Source organism: Allobosea sp. Root483D1, from assembly GCF_001429505.1.
GTDB lineage: Bacteria > Pseudomonadota > Alphaproteobacteria > Rhizobiales > Beijerinckiaceae > Allobosea.
In genome coordinates this window covers 277,489-297,323 of record NZ_LMJW01000011.1, presented here as the reverse complement: position 1 = coordinate 297,323, position 19,835 = coordinate 277,489, and the positions used below count along the sequence as shown (strand labels likewise).

General features: G+C 68.4%; 17 protein-coding genes. All 17 read right to left on the bottom strand.

From position 1 onward, the window contains the following. Window positions 1–19: 19 nt before the first annotated feature. The gene (locus ASE66_RS11215; protein ID WP_057189692.1) at window positions 20–1,744 is read right to left on the bottom strand and encodes an alpha/beta hydrolase; all 1,725 of its coding nucleotides are present in this window, start codon (window positions 1,742–1,744) and stop codon (window positions 20–22) included. Between the two features lie 59 nt (window positions 1,745–1,803). After that, the gene (locus ASE66_RS11210; RefSeq protein ID WP_057189691.1) at window positions 1,804–3,603 is read right to left on the bottom strand and encodes an SLC13 family permease; all 1,800 of its coding nucleotides are present in this window, start codon (window positions 3,601–3,603) and stop codon (window positions 1,804–1,806) included. A gap of 23 nt (window positions 3,604–3,626) precedes the next feature. Further along, a complete protein-coding gene (locus tag ASE66_RS11205) occupies window positions 3,627–5,261 on the bottom strand; it encodes a complex I subunit 5 family protein (RefSeq protein WP_057189690.1) in 1,635 nt (544 codons plus the stop codon). After that, window positions 5,258–6,781 (bottom strand): complex I subunit 5 family protein, encoded by a 1,524-nt coding sequence (locus tag ASE66_RS11200; protein ID WP_082613354.1) that lies wholly within the window; start codon window positions 6,779–6,781, stop codon window positions 5,258–5,260. Before ASE66_RS11200 ends, ASE66_RS11205 begins: the two co-directional genes overlap by 4 nt. After that, window positions 6,778–7,110, bottom strand: coding sequence for an NADH-quinone oxidoreductase subunit K (locus ASE66_RS11195; RefSeq protein ID WP_057189689.1), 333 nt, complete (start codon window positions 7,108–7,110; stop codon window positions 6,778–6,780). The genes ASE66_RS11200 and ASE66_RS11195 overlap by 4 nt, the downstream gene beginning before the upstream one ends. Then, on the bottom strand, window positions 7,107–8,036 hold the full coding sequence (locus ASE66_RS11190) for a hydrogenase subunit MbhD domain-containing protein (protein ID WP_057189688.1): 930 nt from the start codon (window positions 8,034–8,036) through the stop codon (window positions 7,107–7,109). The genes ASE66_RS11195 and ASE66_RS11190 overlap by 4 nt, the downstream gene beginning before the upstream one ends. After that, complete coding sequence (locus ASE66_RS11185) at window positions 8,033–8,326, bottom strand: monovalent cation/H(+) antiporter subunit G (protein ID WP_057189687.1); 294 nt, start codon at window positions 8,324–8,326, stop codon at window positions 8,033–8,035. The genes ASE66_RS11190 and ASE66_RS11185 overlap by 4 nt, the downstream gene beginning before the upstream one ends. Continuing rightward, window positions 8,323–8,610: a monovalent cation/H+ antiporter complex subunit F gene (locus ASE66_RS11180; protein ID WP_057189686.1), complete on the bottom strand. Its 288-nt coding sequence runs from the start codon at window positions 8,608–8,610 to the stop codon at window positions 8,323–8,325. Before ASE66_RS11180 ends, ASE66_RS11185 begins: the two co-directional genes overlap by 4 nt. Continuing rightward, window positions 8,603–9,103 (bottom strand): Na+/H+ antiporter subunit E, encoded by a 501-nt coding sequence (locus tag ASE66_RS11175; protein WP_057189685.1) that lies wholly within the window; start codon window positions 9,101–9,103, stop codon window positions 8,603–8,605. Before ASE66_RS11175 ends, ASE66_RS11180 begins: the two co-directional genes overlap by 8 nt. Before the next feature lie 185 nt (window positions 9,104–9,288). Continuing rightward, the gene (locus ASE66_RS11170; RefSeq protein ID WP_057189906.1) at window positions 9,289–10,347 is read right to left on the bottom strand and encodes an AI-2E family transporter; all 1,059 of its coding nucleotides are present in this window, start codon (window positions 10,345–10,347) and stop codon (window positions 9,289–9,291) included. A gap of 57 nt (window positions 10,348–10,404) precedes the next feature. Next, window positions 10,405–11,463: a patatin-like phospholipase family protein gene (locus ASE66_RS11165; protein ID WP_057189684.1), complete on the bottom strand. Its 1,059-nt coding sequence runs from the start codon at window positions 11,461–11,463 to the stop codon at window positions 10,405–10,407. 44 nt (window positions 11,464–11,507) lie between these two features. Continuing rightward, window positions 11,508–12,032 (bottom strand): DUF1269 domain-containing protein, encoded by a 525-nt coding sequence (locus ASE66_RS11160; protein WP_057189683.1) that lies wholly within the window; start codon window positions 12,030–12,032, stop codon window positions 11,508–11,510. Window positions 12,033–12,144: 112 nt separating this feature from the next. After that, entirely contained in the window at window positions 12,145–13,278 is a 1,134-nt protein-coding gene (locus ASE66_RS11155) for an efflux RND transporter periplasmic adaptor subunit (protein WP_057189682.1), read from the bottom strand. Next, complete coding sequence (locus tag ASE66_RS11150) at window positions 13,275–16,355, bottom strand: efflux RND transporter permease subunit (RefSeq protein ID WP_057189681.1); 3,081 nt, start codon at window positions 16,353–16,355, stop codon at window positions 13,275–13,277. Before ASE66_RS11150 ends, ASE66_RS11155 begins: the two co-directional genes overlap by 4 nt. Beyond that, window positions 16,352–17,572 (bottom strand): efflux RND transporter periplasmic adaptor subunit, encoded by a 1,221-nt coding sequence (locus ASE66_RS11145; protein ID WP_244494867.1) that lies wholly within the window; start codon window positions 17,570–17,572, stop codon window positions 16,352–16,354. The genes ASE66_RS11150 and ASE66_RS11145 overlap by 4 nt, the downstream gene beginning before the upstream one ends. Before the next feature lie 72 nt (window positions 17,573–17,644). Beyond that, window positions 17,645–18,859 carry an MFS transporter gene (locus tag ASE66_RS11140; protein WP_162262474.1) on the bottom strand — a complete coding sequence of 405 codons (1,215 nt, stop codon included), beginning with the start codon at window positions 18,857–18,859 and terminating at the stop codon, window positions 17,645–17,647. Window positions 18,860–18,880: 21 nt separating this feature from the next. Next, entirely contained in the window at window positions 18,881–19,834 is a 954-nt protein-coding gene (locus ASE66_RS11135; protein ID WP_162262473.1) for a helix-turn-helix domain-containing protein, read from the bottom strand. Window position 19,835 lies beyond the last annotated feature (1 nt).

Genomic DNA, 19,835 nt, shown 5'->3' with positions numbered 1-19,835 from the left:
CTGCCACCCGCGCTGGCGCTCAACCCCCGCGATTGTCGTAGGCGCCCTCCTCACCGTCGCGATCGCCCGGCCTGCGCTGAGCCTTCTCCCAGAGAAGCGCTTTCAGTATCGTGAGCTTCTCCTGCGGCCAGCTCTGAATGTTCGCCACCGCGGTCCAGGCCTCGACGTAATGCTGCGGGGCGTAGACATGCCCGTAGCCCATCGGCGTCCTGGTCGCGACGGCCATGTCGAGCAGGAGCTGCAGGCCGGTCACGACCGGGTACCACCGAAATTCCGGCGAGACGTCAGGGCCACGCTGCGGCTGGAGCCAGGCGGGCGCGCGGAAGAAGCTCCGGTTATCGAAGAAGGTCACCGCATCGCTGGCGTATTGCAGATAGACGATCCGCATGATTCCCCAGGGCGTGCCGGGCGCAACGGTCGGCCCGCTCTGGTTCATGAAGCGGACGGCGCGGCCGTCGCCATATTCCGGCAGCCAGGCCGGAGAACCGGGATTGCGCCGGCTGGTGATGTCGCGCCAGAAGCGGCTGCCGAAGGGAGGGCCGCTCCACAGGGCGCCGTCGATCGGATCTCCGATCAGCTCGAGCAATTCGACCGACCGCTCCGAATTCATCGCGCCGAGGCTGAGCCCATGCAGGTAGAGCCGTGGCCTGTTCGCCTTGGGCAGCCGGGTCCAGTAGCCATACACCTCGGCGAACAGCGCCCGCGCCGCCTCCGAGCCGTATTCGGGCTGCGCGAGCAGCGAGAGCGGGCTCGACAGATAGGAGTATTGCAGGGCGACGCTGGCGACGTCGCCGTCGCCGAGATACTCGATCGGGGCGATCGCCGAGGGATCGACCCAGCCGGTGCCGGTCGGCGTGATGACGACGAGGATCGCGCGATCGAAAGCGCCCGAGCGCTTCAGCTCTTCCAGCGCCAGCCGCGCGCGCGCCTCGGCCGTTTCGGCGGCCCGCAAGCCGACATAGAGGCGGATCGGCTGCTTGGCCGGCCGGCCCGTCAGCGCCGCGATCTCGGACGAGCCCGGACGCGAGGCCACGAACTCCCGGCCCGCGCGCCCCAGATCCCGCCACCTCACGAGCGAAGCCTGGCTCCCGGACTGGAGCGGATCGGTCGGCTGCGGGCTCGCCGGCTCGATCAGGGCGTCGCGCTCGCGGAAGGAGGAATCGAGCATGCGAAAGCCGACGCGGACCAGGAAGCCGCTGGCGAGTGACCACACCAGCACCGTCGTGATCGCAAGGCCGGCCACCAGCGCAACGCGCCGCGGCATGAAGCCCAGCGGCCGCCGCGCCAGGGAGAGCGCGACATGCCTGAACAGCCGTCCGAGCGCCAGCAGCACCGCGAACGTCGCCAGGGCGATCAGGCTGACCCGAAACGGATGGGCGCTTTCGATCGGCTCCATCGCCATCACGGCCCGGATCGAGTTCTGCCACTGCGCCGCATTCGCCAGGAAGGCCCCGGCGACCAGCAGGCAGACGACCGCAACGACGGCATTGGCGACCCGGCGCACCCGCTCATTGGGCGCCGGCATCTCCAGATAGGCCCATAGCCAGCGCCAGAACGTGCCGAAGCCATAGCCCGCGGCGAAGCAGACCCCGCCGAGAACTCCTTGCATCAAGGCCGTACGTGGAACGAGCGTCGGGGTGAGCGAGGCCGCGAACAGGAAAGTCCCCAGTGCCACGCCGATACCGGACAGGCCCCGGCTCCAACGCAGCGGGAGGAGAAGGGTTCTGGCGCCGAGGCTCATCATCGTATCCGTTGGCCGCGAGGACAGGTTCGGGCGATGTGCCGATGATCGCGAGACGACATTCAAAACCTCCAGACCATCGGGACATAGAAAACGGCAATGACGAAGAACCACAGCATCAACGGCATCCCCAACTTCCAGTAGCTGTTGAAGCTGTAGCCGCCCGGGCTCATCACCATCAGGTTGGTCGCGGTCGCGATCGGCGTCAGGAACGCGGCCGAGCCGGCGACGCACAGGCTCATCAGCACCGGGCGCGGCGAGACGCCCAGGCCCTCGGCGGCGGCAATGGCGACCGGGATGACCAGCATCGTCGTCGCGGTGTTGCTCATCACCTGGCCGAGGACGGCGGTCAGGACGAAGAGCCCGGCGAGGAAGGCGAGCGGCCCCGCCCCGCCCGTGAGCGCCACGAGCTGAGCGGCGACGATCTTGGCTGCGCCCGACTGCACCATCGCCGTCGAGAGCGGCATCATCGCCGCGATCAGAATCACCGTCGTCCAGTTGATCGCGCGATAGGCCTGCTCCGGCGTCATGATCCCGGCGAGAAGCAGCGCCCCGGCGGCGAGCAGCCCCGCGACCGCCGGCGGCACGATCCCGGTCGCGAGCATCGCGACGAGGCAGCCCAGCACCGCGAGCGTGACGCCCGCGCCCGCGCCCATCGGAACAGCCTGGCGCCGGACCAGGTCGGGCGAATTGACGACCAGCACGTCGGGATCGTCGAGGTGGAGGTCGAGCGCTTCCCAGCTGCCTTCGAGCAGCAGGGTGTCGCCTGCGCGCAGGGTCTCTCCCGGCTCGATGTCGGCTCCGGCCCGTTGCACGGCCAGCACGACGAGGTCGCCACTATCGGTCACCATACCGGGGAACAGAGAGCGACCGATCATGGCCGAGCGAGGCGGGATCACGACCTCGGCGAGACCCGAGCGCTTGCTCAGCAGCCCAGGCTGCTCGCCCTCGCCGCGCAGAGCGAGGTGCTTTTCCGCCGCGAAGCTGGCGACGGCCTCGGCATCGCCGCGCACCAGCAGATAGTCGCCCTCGGCGATCGCCGGCGTGCGCAGAGGCGCCCCGGTTTCCCCGGCCTGCGCCACGATCAGGCTGAGCCGCCCGTCGGTCCCGAGATCGATGGCGGCCGGAGCAAGGCCGATATAATCGCAGCTGGAGCGCACGCGCAGCCTGAAGACGCCGTCGCTCAGGCCGTAATGCTCGACGAGGGTCTGGGCGTGCCGGCTGAAATCGGCCGGCAGGCGCGCACTGCTCTGCACCGGCAGGAGCCGCTTGCCCAGCAGCAGGATGATCACGATCGTTCCGGCCAGCAGCGGCAGGCCGACAAGGGCGAACTCCGCGAAGGCGAAGCCCTTCAGGCCGGCATCTTCCAGCGCCTCGGACACCAGGATGTTCTTCGGCGCGCCGGTCAGCAGCAGGTTGGCGCCGGCATGCGAGGCGAAGGCAAGCGGCATCAGCAGCTGGGAGGGGGACTGTCGCAGCCGCACCGCCGCCATCACCGCGACTGGCATCAGCGCGGCAATCGCACCGCTGCCGGTGATGAGCGCGCTCAGGGCGCCGGCCGCGACCGTCATGATGATCAAAAGGCGCGTCAGCCCGTTGCTGCCAGCCCTGGCGATCAGGTACTGGCCCGCCCAGGCGGTGACGCCGGTCCTTTCCAGGGCGGCGCTGACGACGAAGAGGCTGGCGACGAAAAGCGTCGCGCGGTCGCCGAAGCCGGCGAAGGCCTGGTCGAGCGTCACCACACCCGTCGCCCACAGCGCCAGCGCCGCCCCGACCGCGACGACGACGACCGGCAGCCTGTTCCAGCAGAACAGGACGATCGCAGCGACGATGACGAGAGCCGTGCTGGTGATTGGTGTCATCTCGGAGCCTCCCGCACAGCTCGTCAGGCCCGAAGCATCAAAGCCCCGCCGAGCAGGATGGCAAGGGCGATCAGCCCCAGCCCCGCCATCGGCCAGCGCCGCAGATGGACATCGATCTCGCCGATGCGGTTCGAGAGGCTGCGCACGAGCGGTTGCCCGGCCTGGGCCAGGACGACGATGTCGCCCTCCGGAACGGCGCCGAGGCGCCGGGGCCAGCGTTGAGCCAACAGCAGCATCGCCCCGGTCCCGAGCAGGAGTGGCCAGGTCACCTTCCAGAGCGCCTCCGGCTGGAGCAGGTATGCGATCGTCTCGCCGGACACTGCCGGATAGAGCGACCACGGGATGACGAGCGAGGCAGCGGCCACGACCAGCCAGGGAACGAGCTGCCCCAGCGGCGGCGATGCGGCGGGATTGTCGGCGCTGTCGCGACGCAGGATCAGGAGCAGATGCACCATCAGCATGGAGCTGCCAGCTCCGGCGAGCGTCATCGCGGCGGCAAGCCAGCCATAGCCGAGCAACGGCTTGGCAGCGAGCTTCGCCAGCGCGCCACTGGTCAGTGGCATGCCGCCGAGGCTCAGGGCGAGCACGGCGGTCAGCAGCAGCACGAGACGCAAGCGGCGCCCGCCGGCCTTGGCCAGGATGCCGATGCCGAGGAAGAGCGCGCCCTTCACCAACGTATGGTGGACTGCGTAATAGGCCGTCAGATCGGCGGCGGTGGGGTCGGCCGTCGCGAGGCCAGTGCCGAGCAGCACCGCCAGCAGCCCCATCTGGCTCACGGTCGAATAGGCCAGGATGGTCTTGGCCCGCGGCTGCGTGATGCCGACGAGCACGCCGTAATAGGCGGTGACGATGCCAACCCCGATCAGGACAGCACCCCAGAATGGCGCTCCCGCCTCGAAGGGCAGGAATCGGATCAGCCCGATCACCCCGGCCTTGACCACGACGCCGCTCAACACCGCCGAGGCCGGCGTCGGCGCCGCCGGGTGCGCCAGCGGCAGCCAGACATGCAGCGGCACCAACCCCATCTTGAGCGCAAAGCCGAGAATGAGCAGCGCGACGATGCCGTCGCGCATCGGGGACGTGGAGAGGCCGGCGATGACGCTGCGGATCTGCGGGTTGGCGTCGGGATGGCTCGCCGCCAGCATGACGAGCGCCATCAGCAGGATCGCCTCCGCCGCCAAAGCGAGCACGACATAGATCGTGCCCGCCCGCCGGGCGGGCGCGCTCTGCTCATGGACGATAAGCCCGTAGGCGGCCAGGCTCGCCAGGGTGAAGAGCAGATAGAAATTCACGACGTCGCCGACGACGAACAGGCCGAGGCTGCCGGTGAGCGTCAGCAACCACCAGACCGAGAAGCGCGGCGCGCCGTCGTCGCCGGCCATCAGCGAGGCGGCGTAGGCGCCGGCCGCACTCCAGAGCAGCGCCGCCCCCGCGAGCAGGATCGCGCCGGGCTCGTCGAGTACCAACGTCAGCCGGAACGGTGCTGGGAAAAGCGCGAAGCCGCCTTTCGGCACCAGGATCGCGGCCGCCAGGGCCGGCAACGGGGCGACGGCGAGGACAGCCAGGGCCTGCGCCCTGAACCAGGCCGACAGGCAGCAGAGCGCCAGCCCGAGCGGGACGAGCAGCGCCGCGGCGAGGAGCGGGCCGGCGGCGCTCATGGCAGCCCCGCCATCGCGAGGCCGCCACGGCCGATCTGCAGGATACCGAAGGGACGCAGCGGCACGAGGCCGAGCAGCACGGCTGCGACCGCCAGGACGAGTGCCGCGAGCTCGAGACGGCGCGGAACCGCCCGGCGCGACGGCAGCGCGCCGGCGGGGACAGCGAGCGCCCTGTCGATCACGCGGAAGACATAGCCACCAGCGAGAAGCCCGCCGGCCAGGATGGTCGCCGCAAGCCAGGGATAGCCCTCGATGACCGCTGCCGTCAGCAACAGGCACTTGGCGACGAAGCCGCCGCTCGGCGGGACGCCCATCAGCGACAGCCCGGCCAGGCCCATGGCCGCCGCGCTGACCGGTAGGACCCGGCCGAAGCCACCGAGATCGGCGATGCGATCATGGCCATAGACCTGGATGATCACGCCGGCTGCCAGGAACATGGCAGCCTTGGCCAAAGCATGGGAGATCAGCTGGAGCGCGCCGCCGGTCCAGGCGATCGTTTCCCAGGGCGGCAGGCCCGTACCACCCGCCGCGAGCGGGAAGACGATGAAGAGATAGCCAAGCTGCGCGACCGTCGAATAGGCGATCATCAGCTTCAGCCGCGCCTGCCTGAGCGCCATGACGCTGCAGAACAGGATCGAGGCGGCGCCGAGCACCGCGAGCAGCTGGCCGGCGACCGCGGCCGCCTGCGGCGGGGCGACGTCGAGCACCAGTCGCAGGATCAGGAACACCGGCGCCTTGATCACCAGCGCCGAGAGAACGGCGCTCGCCGGCGCCGGCGCCCCGGCATGGGCCGGCGGCAGCCACAGATGCAGGGGAAACAGCGCCGCCTTCGCCAGGAGCCCGACGATCATCAGTGCCAGCGCCACCGACAGCGCCGGGTCGGACCGGCTCAGGCGCGACAGCGCGAGCAGGTCGAGCGTGCCGTACTGGCCATAGAGCAAGCCGACCCCGAGCAGATAGAGCAGCGAGCCGAGGAGGGCGAACAGCAGATAGCGCAAGGCGGCGTTAGCGGTTTCGGTGCGGCCATCGAGGCAGACCAGCGGGACGGCCGCGAAGGTTAGAAGTTCCAGCGCGACATAGAGGTTGAACAGATCCTCGCCGATGAAGACGGCGTTCAACGCGCTCCAGAGCGCGAGGAGCATCAGCCAGAAGGTCGTCTGCGCCCGCTGGTTGCGAGCGTCCTCGCGGAGCCCGTATTGGACATGCGCGTAGAGCCCGACCGCGACAACGACCAGCGCCGTCATCAGCAGCATCGCGCCCGACAGCCCGTCCGCCCTAAGCGCGATCCCGAGCGGGGGCTGCCAGGCGCCGACGACATAGGACAGCGCCGCCCCGCTTGAGACCAGCTCGACGGCGATCGCGACGGCAACAGCGAGCCCGGCCGCGAGCGTCAGCATCGCGATCCGCACCGTGCTGCGCGGCCCGCAGGCGAGAATTGCGAGTACCGCGCAGACCGGCAGGATCACGGCCAGGACCAGCAGGAAGCCGCCCGGCGTGGTGGCGTGGATGGGCGAGGTCACGACCCGCCTCGCGGCTCGGCGGGCGCGGCCTCCTCCGCCGGCTCGGCGAGGCGCTTCAGCAAGGCGACGGCCAACGCGCTGGCCGAAAAGGCGACGACGATGCCGGTGATTACCAGCGCCTGCGGCACCGGATCGGCGGCAAAGCCGGCACCGGCGCCGCGACGGGCGACGGCTCCGAAGACGAGGAAGATGCCTGCGCCGAGAATGTTGCAGCCAACGATGCGGCGCAGCAGGCCGGGAGACGCGACAACGGCGAACAGGCCGATACCGACGAGCGCCGCGCCGCACAGGCCGAACAGGGCACCGGGCTGCAACGCCGCCATCATCATGAAGGTGCCTTCCGGGCCGGGCCGGCGACCAGCATGGCCAGCGCTGCCGCAACGGACACGGTCAGCGCCGCCTCAATCGCCACGATCAGCGGCTTCGCCAGCGCCTTCGGATAGGCGAGGAAGCCATCTGCAAAGGCGAAACCGAGGAAAGCGATCGCCAGGAACAGCACCGGCCCGCCGGCCAAAGCGAGCCGCAGCGGCAGCGCGGCCGTCTCGGGCGGCGGCCTGAGCCCGCCCATCATCACCAGCAGCCACATCGCCGCAAGCACGGTCCCGGCCTGGAAGGTGCCGCCCGGCGCATCGGCCCCGACCCAGAACATGTAGACGCCGATCACCACGCCGAAAGGCGGCAGGACCCGGGCCAGATAAGCGAGCGGGTCCGGCACGGCACTGGGTCTTACCTCGGGAGCGCCGCCCCAGAGCGCGTCGGGCGCCAGCGACCAGACCCCGATCAGCGCGAGCAGCACCACGATCTTTTCCAGCAGCGTGTCGAGCGCGCGATAAGCCAGCAGGACCGCGGTGACGGGATTGCCGAGCCCGGTCGCGGGAAGCGCCTCCACAGCCGTCGGTGCGAGCGTCGGAGCCGGTGACGCGAAGCTCAACACGGCGAAGCCGAGCCCGACGGAAATGGCAGCGCAGCCCATGGCCGCGGCCAGCTTGCTGGTGCGCGTCATCGGCTCCTCATGCTTGCCGCGGCCACGGATCGCGGCTTCAGCCCGCAGCAGCAGAACCCCCGTCCCGCCCCCGCCTATGGCGATCTCGGTCAAGGCCACGTCAGGCGCCGCAAGCCGGGCCCAGACGAGTCCGAGCAGCAGACCGAAGGCGAGGAAGGCGATGATCCCGCTGCGCTCGTCCGGCTCTACGACGACATGGACCGCAAGCGCCAGCAGGCTGGCGACGAGCGCGAGATCGAACAGCAGCATCATCGACCGGCTCGGCCGCGATGGACGGCGCGCGCCAGCAACTGGCTCGCCGTCGCCGCCGAAAGCTGCGCCAGCAGCCAGATGCAGAGGAGCTTCAGGCCGTCGGCGATGCTCGCAGCCTGCGGCAGGAGGCCGATCACGATCAGCCCAAGGCCGAGATTGTCGGCCTTGCTGATCGCATGCAGCCGGCTCAGCGTATCGGGGAAGCGCAGCAGGCCGAGCGCGCCGGCCAGGAAGAGCAGCGCTCCCGCAGCCACCAGGACGACAGTGACGATATCGGCGAGGCTGCTCATGGCTGCTTCTTCGCCGGATCGGGTTCAGCGGCCGGCTCCGTGGTGCCAAGCGCGAAGGCCACGCAGGAGAATGCCGCGAACAGGGTGAGCAGCAGCGCGACGTCGTTCACCGCCGGAGCGCCCGAGGCGCCTCCGAGCAGCAGGAGCACCGCCGCACCGCCGGTCCCGAGCAATTGCAGCGCCATCATGCGTTCGGCCAGGACGCGGGAACGCAGGACCCGCAACAGCGCGACGGCCGTGACCGCCAGGATGAAGAGCGCCGCCGCGGTCAGGACATCAGCCATCGCGCCTCTCCGATCCGAGTATCCGGCAGAACGCCATCTCGTCGGCGGCGACCTGTTCTGCCACGGCCTCGCGCAGATCGAGGCAATGGATCAGCAGCGTCCCGTCGGCTGCGGCGGAAACCGGCAGCTTGCCCGGCTGCAGGCTCATCACGGCGCAGGCGGAATCGCGCGCCAGGCCGGCGGGGACGCTGGAGCGGCAGGTTACGAAGCCCGGCCGCAGGTCCGGTTCGCGCGCGAAGGCCCGCCGCGCCACATCGAGGCCCGCGACGATCGATTGCGCCAGAAAGCGAAGCAGAAATCCGATGAAGCCCGCCAGGGACAGCGTACCTCCAGCCGGCCACAGCTTCGTGCTGGCCCAGACTCCCGCGGCGCTGGCGACGAGGCCGACGAGCAGATTCTTCGGCGCGGGACCGATCAGGATCACCCATAGCAGCAGCAGGCACAGCCCCCGGACCAGGAGCGTCGGAAACCGCGTATCCTCGGCCACGGCCATCGTCCCCATCGTCTCCGCTGCCTCCGGTCGATGCTCCGTCACGTCTGCGGCGCAGGGTAGCCACCGCCTCCGCGGGCAACATCAGCCCGATGTCTCACGCCTGTGCGCCGCGTCCCATTCTCCCTGGCGTTCCGGCGGCGCGTCTCGCCGCGCCGTAGCGCAGCAGGATCGCCCTCGCCCCCCGGTCAGGCTCTGACGGCGGTAATATCCACTGCGTCCTCGCCCTTTCGTGGCGCGCCGATCAATTCGGCCAGCCACTGGCTCGAAGGATGCAGGGCGCAGAAGGTGATGAGGGCGATGGTGATCGGCACTCCGATGAAGGCGCCGAACACGCCCCAGAGATAGGTCCAGAAGAAGACCGAGAACAGCACGCTCGCCGGCGATATCGCCAGCGCGTTGCCGGCGACCCGGGGCTCGACATAGCTGCCGACGATGAACTGGATCAGGTTCAGGCAGGCGAAGACCGCGATCACCGCCTGCCAGGAGCCGAACTGTGTCATCGCGAACAGTGTCGGGAAGACGGTGGCGATCAGCGGGCCCATGAACGGGACATAGTTCAGCAGGAAGGCGATGAAGCCCCATTCCGCCGCCAAGGGCAGGCCTACCGACTTGGCGAAGATCCAGACCAGCAGGCCGGTGACCACGCTCATCAGCGTCCTGACCAGCATGTAGCGCCTGATCTTGGCGGCCGTCGCGAGGCTGCCGTGCAGGAGCAGCTGGCCCACGGTGCGGTTGCGCATTCCCCTGAGCTTGCGGCCAAAATCCTCGACCTCGAGCAGACCGAGGAGCACGTAGACGAGCACAACCAGCCAGAAGCTCATCGTGCTGTTCAGCCGGCCGCTGATGGTCTGGACCATGCGCAGGATCCAGGCCGTGCTGAAATTCTCCGACCAGACCGATGCGACGGCGATGCCATGCCCTTCGAGCCAGAGCGTCACCTGCTCGTAGAAAGCCTGGAAACGGCCGATGTCGCTGACGATCCAGCGGCCGACGCGGCCGAAGGCCCAGGCGATCAGGGAGCCGAAGGCGACGAAGGCCACGACCATGACGAAGAGGCTGATCGCCAGCGCCAGCAGGCGCGGCAGGATGCTCTGCAGCATCTGCTGCAGCGGCCAGATCAGCGCGATGATGAACAGCGCAAAGGCGACCGGGGCGAAGACCGAGCTCGCGGTCGACAAGGCCGCCACCACCAGGATGATGGCGATGATGACCTGCGCGGCCTGATGTGACTTGCCGCCCGTGATGGGAGTGTCCCGTTCGGGATGCGCGGCAGCGGCGAGATCCTTCTGTGGCGTCACCCGTCAGACCCCCTCGGTGAACTCGGCGAGATCGAGCGTCGAGCGCTTGCCGATCTCGTCGCGATGCGCCCGGTAGAACGCCTCGGCGGAGCGCCTGCCCTCGTCATGGAGCATGGTCAGGAACTCCCATTCGGCATTGAGCTTCGAGGAATAGCCCAGGTCGATCATGGCGTCGCTGGTGATGCGATGAATGCGCATGCGCGCCCAGCGCGCAGCCTCGCCACCGCTGGAAAGCGCCTCGCGCTGCAGCAGCGCCATCATGCGCAGCTCCTTCAGCAGCACCGCGTTGAAGGAGACCTCGTTGAGGCGGTTGAGGATATCGCGCGCCGTCCGCGGCGTGTCCGGCCGCTCGACCGGGTTGATCTGGACGAGGATCGTGTCGCTGGCCGTGCTCTCCTTGATCAGAGGCGTCATCGTCGGATTGCCGGAATAACCGCCGTCCCAATAGCTCTCGCCGCCGATCTCGACCGCCTGGAACAGGGTCGGCAGGCAGGCCGAGGCGAGCAGCACTTCCGGCGTGATCTCGGCGTTCCGGAAAATCCGGTTGCGCCCCGTCCTGACATTCGTCGCGGAAATGAAAAGCTTGATCGGGCCTGTCGCGATGGCGTCGAAATCGATGACCTCGGTGAGGATGTCCGTCAGCGGATTCGCGCCCGACGGGTTGAGGCTGTAGGGTGAGACGACGCGGGACATCATGTCCATCGCCACGAAGAGCGGCGAAGTGTCGAGCGTCCAGCGCCCGAGCAGCACGTCGAGCGGCGAGCGCTGGAACGGGCTGAAGCGCGCCGCCTCCGAGACCTTCCGCCAGTATCGGTTAAGCGCCTCGCGAGCTCCTTCGCGCCCGCCGATGGCGTAGCCGGACGCCAGCACGGCCGCATTCATCGCCCCCGCCGAGGTGCCCGAAATCGCCTCGATCGTCAGCCAGTCCTCCTCGAGGATCCGGCACAGCACGCCCCAGGTGAAGGCGCCATGTGCGCCGCCACCTTGCAAGGCGAGGTCGATGTCGAGCGGCTCCCGCGTCCCGGCGACGCGGCTGGAGGAGGCGGAAGGCCTCTTGCTCATCGGAGCACCTCTTTCGATTGGCGAAGCCTGCCTCCCTCCTGGGGTCACGCCCCTGCCGCGCCGGCCTCCGCCGTGCCGGTCTCGGCAACGGCCGCGAGCGCGGCACGCAGCGCCGCTTCCTTCGTCTCATCGAAGGAGGTCTGGATCAGCGTGCCGCCGACGCCCTTGAGGTCCGCCAGAACCTTGTCCGTGGTCATCTTGCGGACAAGCAGGAACAGGCCGGCCGTGTTCGGCTGCAAGGCCGAGGCGGCGTCCTTCATGAACTGGTCGTTGATGCCGACATCGCTGAACTTGCCGCCAAGCGCGCCCGATGCGGCGCCGATCGCCGTGCCGATCAGCGGGTTCAGGAAGATGAATCCGATCAGCGTGCCCCACAGCGCCCCCGAAGCGGCCCCCGTCGTGGTCAGGTTGATCATCTGGTTGAGTTTGACATGGCCCTGGTCGTCCTTGACCACGACGACGGCATCGCCGAGCTCGATCAGATATTCGCGCTGGAGGGACAGGACCTTCTGGCGAACCTCCTCCGCCTTCTGCTCGGTCGGAAAGGCAATGAAAACAAGATCGCTCATGTCGATGACTCCGTGGCTTGAGTGGTGGGGAAAATGACGAACCGGTGTCCCCGGCTTTCGGCCGTTTCGAAAAATCGCGGCATCTTCGTTTGCCCTATGCCTATGCCCTCGCTCACGGTCGCGACGGCGATGCAGACGCCGTCTGCGCCTGAGGCAACGGCCGGACGCGCTGGCCGGGGTGGAGCGCCTGAATACCGGCGGACACGATCGTTTCGCCGGGCGCCAGCCCCTGGGAGAGGATGACCTTGTCGGCATCGAACCGCAGTACGTCGATATCGCGCAGGGAGACGGTGGATTTGGCCGGGTCCACGACCCATACCGCGGGCGAGCGGCCCTGCTGGGTCAGCGCGCTCGCAGGGATCGAGATGATCGCCGCAGTGGCGAGCTCGATCGTGCCGACGACCGTCGAGCCGAGGCGCATCGCTTCCGGCGGATCCTGCAATCCGACTCGAACCGCGAAGGTCCGGGTCACCGGATCGGCCTGGGGGGCGACCTCGCGCACCGAGCCATAGGCAGTCACGGACGGAGCATCGGCCAGCGCGACGCGGATTTTGGCATCGCTGAGATGCGTGTCGAGCACCGCGGCCGGCACGTTGAACACCGCGTCGCGGCTGTCGTCGCGGGCGACCTGCACGACGATCTGGCCGGGCTGGACCACCTCGCCCGGCTCGATCTGCCGGGCGATGATGACGCCGGCGACAGCCGTGCGCAGTTCGGTGAAGCTGAGACGGTCTTGCGCCAGCTCGAGCTGCGCCTCGGCATTCTCCAGGCCGGCCTGCCCCGTCTCCTGCGCCCGTCTTGCCTGGTCGTAGCGCGGGCGGGTGGTGAAGCCCTGCGCCATCAGGCGCTCCTGGCGCTCGAAGGTGTTGCGCGCCGTGCTGACCTCGCCGCGCGCGGCCTCCAGCGCCGCCTTGGCAGCCGCCAGCGCATTCTGTTCGAGGGTGGGCTCGAGCCGGGCGATGACCTGCCCGGCCATCACCCGGTCGCCGACATTGACGGGGCGTTCGAGCACCCGCCCGCCGATGCGGAAGGCAAGCCCGACATCCTTCTTCGCCTGGATCTCGCCGCTGAGCTGGATGTCGTCGGAGAACTGCCCCGCCGCGACCGTGACGACGCCGACAAGCCGCCCTTCCGACGGCGGCACCGGCTCGTTGCCGCAGGAGGCCAGGACGACGCCGAGCAGCGCAAGGCCCGCAGCCCGCCCCGCAAGATCCATCGGCATCCGCCTTGTCGAGCGCGCGCTCATGACAGGGAGGCTCCCGCGCCGGCCACCGGCGTCTCCTTGTTTCGTGAGGTCGAAGCGTCGAAAACCGTGACGTAGAGCACCGGCAACAGGACGAGGGTCAGCACCGTCGCCACCAGCAGCCCGCCCATGATCGCGAAGGCCATCGGCCCCCAGAACACGGTCGGAGCGATCGGGATCATGCCGAGCACGGTCGAGATCGCCGTCAGCACGATCGGCCGGAAGCGTGAGCCGGCGGCGTCGATCGCAGCGTCGATCACCCCTTTCCCGGCCGCCCGCTCGTCCTCGATCTGCCCGACCAGGATCACGGCGTTCTTGGTGATGATGCCGATCAGGGCGAGGATGCCGAGCAGTGCGACGAAGCCGAGCGGCTTGCCCGAGAGCAGCAGCGCCCCGACTACGCCGATCAGGCCGAGCGGCGCAATGCTGAGCACGATCGCAAACAGCCTGAAGCTCCTGAGCTGGGCCATCAGCACGGTGAACATGATCAGCAGCATCACCGGCACCACGGCGATGACCGAGGCCTGCGACTTGGCGCTCTCCTCGACCGTGCCGCCAACAGTGATGCCGTAGCCGGCGGGCAGCGTCCTCCGAAGCGCCTCCACCGAAGGCTGCAGCGCGTTGACCAACGCGTCCGGCAAGGTGCCCGGCGGGACATCGGCCGAGACCGTCAGGTTCGGCACGCGGTCGCGCCGCCAGATCAGGGGTGAGTCGAGCCCGTAGTCGAAGCTCACGAACTGCGACAACGGGACTGAGCGGCCGTTGGGCAGCGCGACCTGCATGCTGCGCAGCGTATCGAGCGAGGCGCGCTCGGCATCCTGCGCCCGCACGACCACGTCGACGAGATAGATGGAATCGCGCAGCTGTGTCACCACCGTACCGGAGACGACCGTATTGACGATCGCGGCAACCGCCGCGGAGCTGAGTCCGAGACGGCGCGCCTCGTCCTGATCGACGCGCAGCCTGAGTTCCCGCGAAGGCTCGATCCAGTCGAAATTGATCTGCTTGGCGCTGGGATTCGTCGCGACGACCTGTGCGAGCTTCATCGCGATGGTGCGAACCTCGGCGATGTCCGGCCCGCTCACGCGATACTGGACCGGCCAGCCGACAGGCGGACCGAGCTCGAGCGGCGACACGCGCCCCACGACATTGGGGAAGTGCTGGGCGAGCAGCGCTTCGAGCTTCTTCTGCAGCCGCTCACGCCCCGGCACGTCCTTGGCGACGATCACGACCTGGCTGAAGAAATCGTTGGGCAGTTGGGCATTGAGCGGCAGGTAGAAGCGGATCGCGCCGCGGCCGACATAGGTACTCCAGCGCTCGATATCGGGATCGCCCTTGAGCGAGTCCTCAAGGCGATTGACCAGGTCCTCGCTCGCATAGATCGAGGCGTTCTGCGGCAAGGTGAGATCGACGAGCAGTTCCGGCCGGTCCGAGGCCGGGAAGAACTGCCGCGGAACGAGCGGCAGCGCCAGGATGGAACCGGCGAATAGCGCGAGCGTCACCGCGATGGTCACCCAGCGCAGCCTGATCGCGCCCGAGAGCATGGCCCGGAAACCGCGCTCGACCCGCCCCGGTTCCTGGTCCTGCGCGGAGGCGGCGGGCGCCTTCAGCATGGCGACGCCGAGCACCGGCGCGAACAGGATGGCGACGAACCAGGAGACGATGAGCGCGATCGTCACCACCGCGAAGAGCGAGAAGGTGTACTCGCCGGCCGAGCTCGCGGCGAAGCCGATCGGCACGAAGCCGGCAATCGTCACCAACGTGCCGGCCAACATGGCGGTGGCGTATTTGTCGAAGGCGAAAGTTGCCGCCTTCAGCTTTTCCTCGCCCGCGGCGAGCCGCGTCACCATGGCGTCGGTCGTGGTCATCGCGTCGTCGACCAGCAGCGCCAGCGCGATGATCAGGGCCCCAAGCGAGATGCGCTGCATGTCGATGCCGGCGACCAGCATGCAGGCGAAGACGATGGCGAGCGTCAGCGGGATGGCGAGCGCGACGACGAGGCCCGGCCGCACGCCGAGGCTGATGAAGCTGACCACCATGATAATGCCGACGGCCTGCCAGAGCGACATCATGAAATCGTCGATCGCGTGCGAGACCGTCACCGCCTGGTCGGCGACGAGATAGGGCTCGATGCCGAGCGGCAGGCCGGCGGTGACCGTGGCCATCGCCTTCTTGATGTTGACGCCCAGCGCCAGGATGTCGCCGCCATCGCGCATGGCGATGCCGAGCCCGATCGCCTCACGCCCGTTCACGCGGAACATCGGCGTTGGCGGATCGACATGGCCACGCCGGATGGTCGCGATATCGGCGAGCCGCACCATCCGGTCCCCGACCGGGAAGTTGATATTCAAAAGGTCGGCCTCGGACTGGAAGGCGCCGGAGACCCGCACCGAGAACTTCTCGCTCTGCGTCTGCACTTCGCCGGCCGGCCGCACGATATTCTGCGCCTGCAGGGCCGCGAGCAGTCCGGCGCGGTCGAGGCCGAGATTGGCCAGGCCCCGCACCGAGAATTCAATGAAGATGCGCTCATCCTGCGTCCCGACGATCTCGATCTTCGAGACGTCGGGCACCAGCAGCAGCCGCGACCGGATGGCCTCGACATGGTCGCGCAGCTCCCTGTTTGTGAAGCCGTCCGAGGTGAAGCCGTAGATGATGCCGAAAGTGTCGCCGAAACGGTCGTTGAAGAACGGCCCCAATGTGCCGGAAGGCAGGGTGTGGCGCATGTCGGCAACGAGATTGCGCACCCTGTACCAGGTATCCTGGACCTGGCGTGCCGGCACATCCCCCTTCAGGTTGACGAAGATCGTGGTCACGCCGGGCCTGGTGAAGCTGCGCACGCTGTCGAGCCCGGGCGTCTCCTCGAGCTGCCGCTCGAGGCGCTCGGTCACCTGGCTCAGCGTATCCTCCATGCTGGCGCCGGGCCAGATCGCCGAGACGACCATCGTCTTGATGACGAAGGCCGGGTCCTCGTTGCGGCCGAGCCGGATGAAGGCGAAGACGCCGGCAGCGACCGCGACGATCATGAGATAGATCACGACCGAGCGGCTCTTCAGCGCCCATTCTGACAGATTGAAGCTCATCGCGGCTCGGCTCCGATCAGGCGCACCTGCTGGCCTTCGCGCAGAAGCCCGGCACCGGCGGTGACGACGATCTCGCCGACCTGCAATCCCTTGGAGATATGGGCGGCGGCTGGGTCGGTATTCGCCACCTCCAGCCCGCGCAGCGAAACAGTCAGCGTTTTCGGGTCGACCACCCAGGCTCCGACCTTCTGGTCACGCTGCGTCAGCGCCGTCGCCGGAATGGCGATACCTTCCGCCCCCTCGGCGCGTATCGAACCCGAAACGGCTGCTCCCAGCCGGAAGGCCGATGCCGGATCGGTGAGGCCGACCCTGATCCTGAATGTCCTCGTGACGGGGTCGGCCTGCGGCGCGATCTCGCGCACCCGGCCCGCCGCTTCCGCGCCCGCCTCCCCGGCCAGCGCGACCCGCACCGACATGCCCGGCGTGAGCCGGCGCGCCAGATCCGCCGGAATCTCGAACACCGCGTCGCGCCCATCCCGCCGCGCCAGCTGGACGATCATCTGGCCGGCAGCGACGACTTCGGCCGGCTCGGCGCCCACGCGCGTGACGACGCCCGGCGCGTCTGCCTTCAGCGTCGTGAAACCGACGAGGTCCTCTGCCGAGCGGACACGCGCCTGCGCGGCCTCGACCTGGGCGCGAGCAGCGGTCAGCGCCTGCCTGGCGGCATCGAAATCCGCCTGCGTGGTGATGTGCCTTTCGAGGAGATGGCTTTGACGCCGGAACTGGTTCTCCGCCTTGCGCAGGTCGCCCAGTGCGGCGGTCAGAACGGCCTGGGCCGAACGTAGGTCGTTGAGTTCGTTCGCGGGATCGAGCCGCGCGACGACTTCGCCCTCGCGGACATTCGCACCGACTCCGACCAGCCGTTCGGTCATGCGGCCACCGATGCGGAACGCCAACGAAGCCTGGTCCTGTGCCTCGACATGGCCGGTAAAGGCGAGATCGGGCGCCTGACGCAGCGGCTCGACGGTCACGGTTCGCACGATGCGCACCGGCGGCGGCTCTTTCTCCTCCCGATTGCAGGAGGCGACGGCAAGCGTGATGACCAGCATGGCAAGAAGGCGGCCCGAACTGGGCGAAGCGTCATTACCCCTCATGCCTGCCCTCCGGCAGTCGCCGCTGCTCCAACCGTGCGCCCGGACGCCTGAAGCCTTGCCTCTGCATCGCGCTCTATCCCCTGACGGCCACGACGTCATGCGCCCACGGGCGCTTTTTTGCACCCGCGCAATCCCGTGAACGCTAGCAACACCGACGGGAACACGGATCAGCTCAGAATCCCAACTCTGGGCTGGTCATCTCATTTGTGGGCACGGCGGTGCAGCGGCACGGCGCAGACCGCAAGCGACCGGCAACAGCAACAGGAGCCCCATTGCAGCGGCCGCAGCCATCACGAGGTAGATTTCCTCTCCCCAGCTCTCGTAAAGCCGGCCGGACAGTGTCATCAGAATGGCCATCAGGCCGGCCCAGCCTCCGGCGAGCCAGGCCTGGGCGCTCGCCTGCATCCGGCCCGGCGCCAGCCCGGCCAGCAGGAAGATGCTGCCGAGATGGGTGGCTCCGAACGTCATGCCATGCATCAGCTGAAGGCATATCAGGGTCGAAAGGCCGGGGTCCTGCGCCATCGCTCCCCAGCGCAGGAGCGCAGCCGCGGCGGCCGCCACCAGCAACCCGGCGGCGCTGCCGGCCCCGTTCATCCGGTAGCCCAGACAGGCGAACAGGGCGACCTCCGACAGCACGCCGAGCGACCACAATCCGCCCATCATGATGCCGGAGATTCCGGCCGCCTGCCAATGCAGCGCACCGAAACCGTAAAACCCCGCATGGCTCGCCTGCACGAGCGCGGCGCCGGCAATCGCGCCGGCAAGGTACAGAGGATGGGCCGGCCAGCTATCGCCCTGCTCTCCGGCATCCGTATGGCGCGACGCCACCGTCATGCAGCCCGCGGCCGCAACTGCCGTGACGATGGCCGAGGCCAGCAGCAGCACGATGATCGATGCGGCCGAAAACCATTCGAGCGACCAGCCGGCCACAAGACTGGCGGCGGCGAAGCCGAGCGATCCCCAGAGGCGGATGCGGCCATAGGTCAGCTCGGGTCGCACCGTCCGCGCGAGGCGCCTCAGCGTCATGGTATCGGTCAGGGCAATCAGAGGCCCCTGTGCAGCCGCAATGGCGACGACGACGAGAAGGATCGGCCAGAAGCCGTTCGTCATCGTCAGAAGCCCGGTCCCCGCCGCGACCAGCACCGCGCAGAGCGTGAGCACCACGGCAATGCGGCCGCTTCGGTCGGCGAACGCCCCGACCGTGGGATTCGCGACGATACGGATCAGCAGCGGAGCCGCCAGGACGATGCCGATCGAGTCGCTATCGAGGGATTGCGCCTTCAGCCAGAGTGGGAAGAACGGAAGATTGATCCCGAGCTCGAAGAACAGGCACGCATAGAGCAGCGCCAGCCGGCCGACGGGCACATCCGGCGCAATCACTGCGGCCGCATTCCCGGCCTTTTCCCGCAAGAATGAGAGAAGCGGCACGGCTCAGCCTGGGACCGGCACCTCCGGCTCGTCGGCAAAATAACGGATGAGGCCGCGCTCGCGCGCTTCGGTCGGACTGTAGCCGAACTCACGTCGGAAGGCCCGGCTGAAGGTCGAATGATCGGCAAAGCCCACTTCGTTGCCGATGGCGTGGATGGAACGTGCGAAACGATGGGAACTCAACCGGTAATGCGCCTCGCGCAGGCGCTCCCGGTTGATGAAATGGGCAACGCCGCCGCTGCTCTCGAATAGCCGATACAGCTTCGAACGGGACATGGCCAGCAGCCGGGCCAGCCGCTCGGGCCCGAAATCGGGGGAATGCATATTCTGGCGCACGACGGCGCGCGCCCTGTCGATCAGGACGGAGCCCGGCAGATGCCGCACAAGCTCATGGCAAACCGGTCGGGTCGCGACACAGGCCGCGACGAGGGCCTTGGTCGGGATCTCGAGATTCGCGGCATGCTCTGGGGTGACGTAAGGCAACCGCCGGACCAGGCCATCCATGTAATCGGTCAGCAAGGGCGCAAACTCCTCGTTCACCGCGAGGCCATGGGCATCGTCGAGGCGCTGCTCGTCCGCGGGCTGGCGGTCGCGCGGAAGGTAGAGGGTGATGACCTCGCTGTCCTGGGCCTGCCCCTCGAAAGGCAGCGCCAGGGAACGGAAGCTCAGATCCTCACACGACAAGCCATCCGCCGCCGCCGTGCGCGCCAGCACCACGCACCAATGATCCAGATAGGATTTGGGGCGATGACGCCACTGCCGAACCGGCGCCCCCGCGTAGACGACATGCGTCAAAACGAGTTCTCCCAAGGTCCAGGAGGAAAATTCGGCAACGAATCCCGCCGACGCGTCCCCTGTCGGAAGAAGCTCGATCGAATCCTTGTGCAGGGAACGCCAAGCGTCGAACTGGTCCTGCGCCCGCAGTCCTACCGTACACAAACGCGGCATCGAAAACATG

Coding starts and splice junctions, on each gene's coding strand:
- ASE66_RS11215 (WP_057189692.1), bottom strand. CDS start 1,744: ATGATGAGCCTCGGCGCCAGAACCCTTCTCCTCCCGCTGCGTTGGAGC.
- ASE66_RS11210 (WP_057189691.1), bottom strand. CDS start 3,603: ATGACACCAATCACCAGCACGGCTCTCGTCATCGTCGCTGCGATCGTC.
- ASE66_RS11205 (WP_057189690.1), bottom strand. CDS start 5,261: ATGAGCGCCGCCGGCCCGCTCCTCGCCGCGGCGCTGCTCGTCCCGCTC.
- ASE66_RS11195 (WP_057189689.1), bottom strand. CDS start 7,110: ATGATGATGGCGGCGTTGCAGCCCGGTGCCCTGTTCGGCCTGTGCGGC.
- ASE66_RS11190 (WP_057189688.1), bottom strand. CDS start 8,036: ATGATGCTGCTGTTCGATCTCGCGCTCGTCGCCAGCCTGCTGGCGCTT.
- ASE66_RS11185 (WP_057189687.1), bottom strand. CDS start 8,326: ATGAGCAGCCTCGCCGATATCGTCACTGTCGTCCTGGTGGCTGCGGGA.
- ASE66_RS11180 (WP_057189686.1), bottom strand. CDS start 8,610: ATGGCTGATGTCCTGACCGCGGCGGCGCTCTTCATCCTGGCGGTCACG.
- ASE66_RS11175 (WP_057189685.1), bottom strand. CDS start 9,103: ATGGCCGTGGCCGAGGATACGCGGTTTCCGACGCTCCTGGTCCGGGGG.
- ASE66_RS11165 (WP_057189684.1), bottom strand. CDS start 11,463: ATGAGCAAGAGGCCTTCCGCCTCCTCCAGCCGCGTCGCCGGGACGCGG.
- ASE66_RS11160 (WP_057189683.1), bottom strand. CDS start 12,032: ATGAGCGATCTTGTTTTCATTGCCTTTCCGACCGAGCAGAAGGCGGAG.
- ASE66_RS11155 (WP_057189682.1), bottom strand. CDS start 13,278: ATGAGCGCGCGCTCGACAAGGCGGATGCCGATGGATCTTGCGGGGCGG.
- ASE66_RS11150 (WP_057189681.1), bottom strand. CDS start 16,355: ATGAGCTTCAATCTGTCAGAATGGGCGCTGAAGAGCCGCTCGGTCGTG.
- ASE66_RS11135 (WP_162262473.1), bottom strand. CDS start 19,834: ATGTTTTCGATGCCGCGTTTGTGTACGGTAGGACTGCGGGCGCAGGAC.